The sequence below is a fragment of the Spirulina sp. CS-785/01 genome (genome assembly GCF_028330525.1).
Classification (GTDB): Bacteria; Cyanobacteriota; Cyanobacteriia; order Cyanobacteriales; family Spirulinaceae; genus JAQMSD01.
The window spans coordinates 1-4,764 of the sequence record NZ_JAQMSD010000117.1; the positions used below are offsets into that span (position 1 = coordinate 1).

Below are 4,764 nucleotides of genomic sequence, written 5' to 3' on the forward strand. Positions count from 1 at the left end.
AGGTAGCCGTACCGGAAGGTGTGGCTGGATCACCTCCTTTTAGGGAGACCTACTTACTAGATGAAGGACTCACGACATTTTCCTTCCTAGCTAAGTCATCCCAAGGTCGGTCAAGGCTTCTTAGCGCCTCTCTCAAACTATGTTTAGTTCGGCTTTTTGGGCTATTAGCTCAGGTGGTTAGAGCGCACCCCTGATAAGGGTGAGGTCCCTGGTTCAAGTCCAGGATGGCCCATTGAAAATAAAAAAAAATATAAAATTAATAAGCAGGTAGGGACGTTGATAGCAACGCCCCGTTTTTTTTACCCGATTTTTTTTCGTAGAGGGAGTTATCTGGAATGATTAGACCATCTAGCCCTTCCCTGCAACCTTATGGGCGATTTTGGGACCTTGATGATGCAGGATATCTCATTAATGATTGTGCCAGGGAATTCTTGCAAAGGCCCTGGGGAGAATTAGTCGAAACTTGGCGACGGGGATGTTTAGAAATACTTGGCTCTCAAGCAATTTCGGTGTATCTTAGGGGGTCAATTCCAAGAGGGTTGGCCTTAGAAGGAATCTCCGATTTAGATGGGTTGGTGATTGTTGCATCCTTGGAGGGACTGGAAGAAAAACAAATGGCGTTGCGAGACTGGGGGCGAACATTGCGATCGCAATATCCCTTTTGTAGCGCGATCGAAACCCAGATCATCCCCGAAGCTGACTTATGGGACACACAACTCCCCTGGGGAATACTCCTGAAAACCCAAGGTTTACTCCTCTGGGGAGTCGATCATCGGCCTCACCTTCCCCCCGTCACCCTAGGACGGCATTTAATTCATCATGCCTGGCACTTACGCCAAGATATTCACAACACCCGTCAATGGTTGCGACAACCACAATTAAACCATAAACGAGCAATTCCCAAGATTCAGCATAAATGTGCTTGGTTATGCCGACGGATGGTGCGCTCTGGGTTTGAGCTAGTCATGGAACGAGAACACGCCTACACCCGCGATCTGTATCTCAATTATGCCGTCTTTGCCCGCTATTTTCCCGCCCAAGAACGGGAAATGCGTCGAACCCTACAACTCGCCATTTCACCCTCGGCCCAACGGAGTGGGTTACTGATCTTTTGGCGAGAATTCGGTCATTGGCTAACTGAACAAATCGAGCAACAATTAGCCATTGACAACTAGCAAACACCTCCCATCGCTAGAGACAAAGGGTTTCAAGACACTAGATAAACTCCCTCTGTCACTAACTGATATAACAACGGCACAACCTCCGTCTCCCAGTCCAAATGAGGAGCAACCTCCGCTAAATCCAACACAGAAAACTCCGATCGCTGTACAATCCAACGAACCACCGTTAGATTATCCCCCTGAAACTGCAATTCTTTTTTCCCTAACCGGACGCACATCCCCCCTTCTGCTATCATCTCTACCTGCAAAGGTTGCGTCGTCGGTCGCCAAAAGCGGGTTTCTAACCCCTGCTCAAATAAATCATAGCCCAACTGTTGCGGGAGAGATAAAGGCGTATTTGCCCCCGTTTCCTGCTTTAACACCTGCATATAGTCTTCTATCCAACAAGAGTCCTGTAACTCCTGTGCTAACGCCTGTAAATGCGCTTTAACCCCTTGAGGATTATGCTGAATTAGGGGTAAACTTTGTCGCCAGTGGGGGTTTTGTTGTAATTGTTGTTCTAGCCAACTCAACCAGTCCAACCCTTTATAGGTACTCACCCCAATGGTTAAATGAAGCGAAGGCCGTTCTCCCACAGGGACCGCATAATGCCAATGGCCTCGCGGCACATATAACCCATCCCCCGGTTTTAGCACTACTTTTAAATAAGGGGACTCATCGGGGGGTAACTCATTGGGGGGACGAGTCCCTTTCATGGGAAACTTCTCTGTTTCAGGTAAAATAAACCATTCCTTTTCCCCATCTAGTTGTAACACCAACACCTCATGGGTATCATAATGGCAATCAAACCCCTGTTGCTCTTGGGGCGTACAATAGAGATTGATCTGCACACGATGACCCAATTCATAGCGTAACTGAGTGGCAAGGGTAGCCAAACGGGGATCAAGTTCGTGAACATGATTGAGAATGAGAGTGGCCCCCTGCTGCATCTGTTTACGCCAATCTTTCGCCGTCTCCGGAGGGAGGGTTTCTCCATCCCGCACTAAGCGCAGATCATCCCCATACTGCAACCGATGGAAGTTGAGTAAATAATTGACTTGTTCCCAAGTAAACAGGGCGTTAAAGCGGTTTCTGTTTTCTGTGGGGAGGACAACAGCTTGTTGTTCCCAATATTGGCTGAAAAAGGTGTCACAGGGTAAGGGGTGTAGGAGGGTGGCTAAATTCCATTCCATCGGTTGCATTGTCGGTCAATCCAGCAATTACAGGGGTTGGGGGAAAGGAGGCAATAGGGGAGGAGAGATAAAGTTAGCGAGCAAGATGCTCGCACTCCCTTCTTTTTGGGGGGTTAACCCGTTTTGAACGGGTTTCCGCTATTAGCCTTGGGTTTGAACCCAAGGTCTAGTCCCGACTGTAATCATAATTCCGACTATAATCATAATTCCGACTGTAATCATAATTCCGACTATAATCATAATTCCGACTGTAATCATAATCTTCTCCGCGATCGGCGATGAGGATAGAATCAGAGGGTTGGGTGACGGTGGTTTCCTCTAAATCGGTTACAGTGAGGGTTAAGGGAGAGGTAGATTTTGTTGTAGTCGGGGTGGGAGTTGAGCCAACTGCTAAGGCAGATAGGGCGATACTAGATTGGGCGGTAACGAATAAAGCAAAGATAAAGGTCGATTTAAATGCGGGAATTTGCATGGGTTTCATACTCCTGAATATTGAAGTTGTGTGTGCTTACTTTCTACAGTAGGCGGTCAAGATGACAGAAATATGACAAGTTGGGGGGTTAAAGCTGAAACCTGTTAAAAGCCAGTAGGGTGCGTTCAACGCCCAATAAGGTTAATTCTTCCCTCTAAGTTGGCTTCCTTTGAATGCACCATATCCTTTTGTTCATTCTATTTGGTGCGTTGGGTGGAGGAATTCGCTCATCTTGGGGATGAAATTTATGAATCTAAGGTTCGCCCACAAGTAGAAGCAGGTAATGATGGCAAGATTGTGGCCATTGATTTAGAAACTGGAGATTTTGAAGTCGATGCTAGTGAAATTGCTGCCTGCGATCGCCTTGAAGCCACTCACCCTGATGCTCAAATCTGGACCCTTGCGGATCGGTTCGGGCTATGTCCGTCGCTTCGGTGGACAAACCAAGAGAATTTGATGATTACTGGAATCGTTAATCGGGATTTTGAACCGATTATTCCTCTATCAGTCTATGGCGCTGATGGCCAAATTTACACAAAAAATGCGATTGTGGATACAGGTTTTAATGGTTGGCTATCATTACCGCCTAATTTAATCGCTCAGTTAAATCTGAGATGGAAAAGGAGAGGAAGAGCCATTCTTGGGGATGGGAGTGAATGTGTCTTCAACATCTATGAAGCCCTGTTAGTTTGGGATGGAGAGCTTCTCACCATTCCATTCGATGAAGCTGATTCGGAACCCCTTGTAGGGATGTCCCTGATGAATGGCTATCAGTTAGTGGTGCAAGTTTTTCCAGGTGGTCTGGTTGAACTCAGCAAAGTAACCCCAGTCTAATACCTATTTAAAATAAACTCAGGGGAGATTAGTCTATGTGGAAAGAATCTTAGCCGCCGGGGGAGCGACCATCGCAAAGCGTTGCGCCAGATCGCCTGAAACTCAGAAACCGGGTTTCTATCAGAGTTTCTGCATCCCAATCAAGATTGAACTAGAAACCCGGTTTCTTATCCGCAATCCATCACTCTCGATGGTGCGTGACCCTCAGCCGAGAGATGCGGGTTTTTACCATCATTTATAGGGAGGGTTACACACCCTACATCTGGGGAGCTGATCCTGCTACACTAAGCTTGAGAAACCGATGAAGCTAAGTTTATGAAAATTAAAGCCATTATTCATCCAGCAGAAGAAGGTGGTTATTGGGCAGAAGTCCCAGCGCTTCCCGGTTGCATTACCGAAGGCGATACCTTGGAAGAGGTTACGCAGAATTTACAAGATGCCGTTGAGGGTTGGCTGATTGTTGCAAATAATAGCCTCAAAAAAATAGAGCCAACAGACGAAATTGTGGAAATTGCTTTATGAAGTCTATTTCTGGAAAACAACTTTGTAAAGTTGTGGAAAAGAAGGGCTGGGTTTTACAGAGAATTACAGGAAGCCACTATATTTACGAGAATCCCCAAGAACAAAAAATTCTCTCTATTCCGGTTCATCGTAATCAGGATTTAAAAATTGGTACTTTAAAGGCATTGATGAAAGTAGCCAATCTTACAGAGGAGGACTTGTGAACAAAATGCGATCGCGCCTGAGACTCAGAAACCGGGTTTCTATCAGAGTTTCTGCATCCCCACTCAGATTGAACTAGAAACCCGGTTTCTTATCAGCAATCCATGTTTAGATAATTTCGTGGCAATCTGTTCACCAAAATCGGTTGACTGAACTTGATGATGAGGTTCCATTTGACTATCGATCGCCCCAATTAAATCTCCAATTTTTTCAGATAACGGTTCAGCTTCAGCCTGGGGTTGTTCAACAAAAGAGCCGCGGGACTCCCCCACCTCGGAACAGGTGGGGGAGGAAAGCGGGTGAGTCGATACCGCTTCTCCTGCGGAGACGCTGCGCGAACGATGCGGCTGAGACTCACAACCTCTTAGGCTACACATAGACC

Annotated in this window: 6 protein-coding genes, 1 tRNA gene and 2 pseudogenes; 6 read left to right on the forward strand and 3 right to left on the reverse strand. The window is 46.5% G+C overall.

From position 1 onward, the window contains the following. The first annotated feature begins 158 nt into the window (after positions 1-158). A tRNA-Ile gene (locus tag PN462_RS06940) sits at positions 159-232 on the forward strand. A 103-nt stretch (positions 233-335) separates the two neighbouring features. Continuing rightward, the gene (locus PN462_RS06945) at positions 336-1,175 is read left to right on the forward strand and encodes a hypothetical protein (protein WP_272127315.1); all 840 of its coding nucleotides are present in this window, start codon (positions 336-338) and stop codon (positions 1,173-1,175) included. Positions 1,176-1,207: 32 nt separating this feature from the next. Here PN462_RS06945 and PN462_RS06950 read toward each other — a convergent pair whose 3' ends face one another. Together PN462_RS06950 and PN462_RS06955 are read right to left on the reverse strand one after the other, a co-directional pair. Then, the gene (locus tag PN462_RS06950) at positions 1,208-2,362 is read right to left on the reverse strand and encodes a cupin domain-containing protein (RefSeq protein ID WP_272127317.1); all 1,155 of its coding nucleotides are present in this window, start codon (positions 2,360-2,362) and stop codon (positions 1,208-1,210) included. Between the two features lie 157 nt (positions 2,363-2,519). Further along, entirely contained in the window at positions 2,520-2,834 is a 315-nt protein-coding gene (locus PN462_RS06955; RefSeq protein ID WP_272127318.1) for a hypothetical protein, read from the reverse strand. A gap of 192 nt (positions 2,835-3,026) precedes the next feature. On the opposite strand from PN462_RS06955, the pseudogene PN462_RS23435 reads away from it, so the two are divergent. The 4 genes and pseudogenes from PN462_RS23435 to PN462_RS06970 all read left to right on the forward strand — a co-directional run bounded on the left by PN462_RS23435 (position 3,027) and on the right by PN462_RS06970 (position 4,384). After that, positions 3,027-3,282, forward strand: a pseudogene (locus PN462_RS23435) (hypothetical protein). Continuing rightward, positions 3,282-3,659 (forward strand): clan AA aspartic protease, encoded by a 378-nt coding sequence (locus PN462_RS23440; protein ID WP_443029092.1) that lies wholly within the window; start codon positions 3,282-3,284, stop codon positions 3,657-3,659. The pseudogene PN462_RS23435 and the gene PN462_RS23440 overlap by 1 nt, the downstream one beginning before the upstream one ends. A gap of 315 nt (positions 3,660-3,974) precedes the next feature. Further along, a complete protein-coding gene (locus PN462_RS06965) occupies positions 3,975-4,181 on the forward strand; it encodes a type II toxin-antitoxin system HicB family antitoxin (RefSeq protein WP_272127320.1) in 207 nt (68 codons plus the stop codon). Further along, entirely contained in the window at positions 4,178-4,384 is a 207-nt protein-coding gene (locus PN462_RS06970) for a type II toxin-antitoxin system HicA family toxin (protein WP_272127322.1), read from the forward strand. The genes PN462_RS06965 and PN462_RS06970 overlap by 4 nt, the downstream gene beginning before the upstream one ends. Positions 4,385-4,447: 63 nt before the next feature. Here the strand turns inward: PN462_RS06970 and PN462_RS06975 are convergent. Then, a pseudogene (locus PN462_RS06975) lies at positions 4,448-4,764 on the reverse strand (hypothetical protein); the annotation flags it as partial.

Coding starts and splice junctions, on each gene's coding strand:
- PN462_RS06955 (WP_272127318.1), bottom strand. CDS start 2,834: ATGAAACCCATGCAAATTCCCGCATTTAAATCGACCTTTATCTTTGCT.
- PN462_RS06950 (WP_272127317.1), bottom strand. CDS start 2,362: ATGCAACCGATGGAATGGAATTTAGCCACCCTCCTACACCCCTTACCC.
- PN462_RS23440 (WP_443029092.1), top strand. CDS start 3,282: ATGATTACTGGAATCGTTAATCGGGATTTTGAACCGATTATTCCTCTA.
- PN462_RS06970 (WP_272127322.1), top strand. CDS start 4,178: ATGAAGTCTATTTCTGGAAAACAACTTTGTAAAGTTGTGGAAAAGAAG.
- PN462_RS06945 (WP_272127315.1), top strand. CDS start 336: ATGATTAGACCATCTAGCCCTTCCCTGCAACCTTATGGGCGATTTTGG.
- PN462_RS06965 (WP_272127320.1), top strand. CDS start 3,975: ATGAAAATTAAAGCCATTATTCATCCAGCAGAAGAAGGTGGTTATTGG.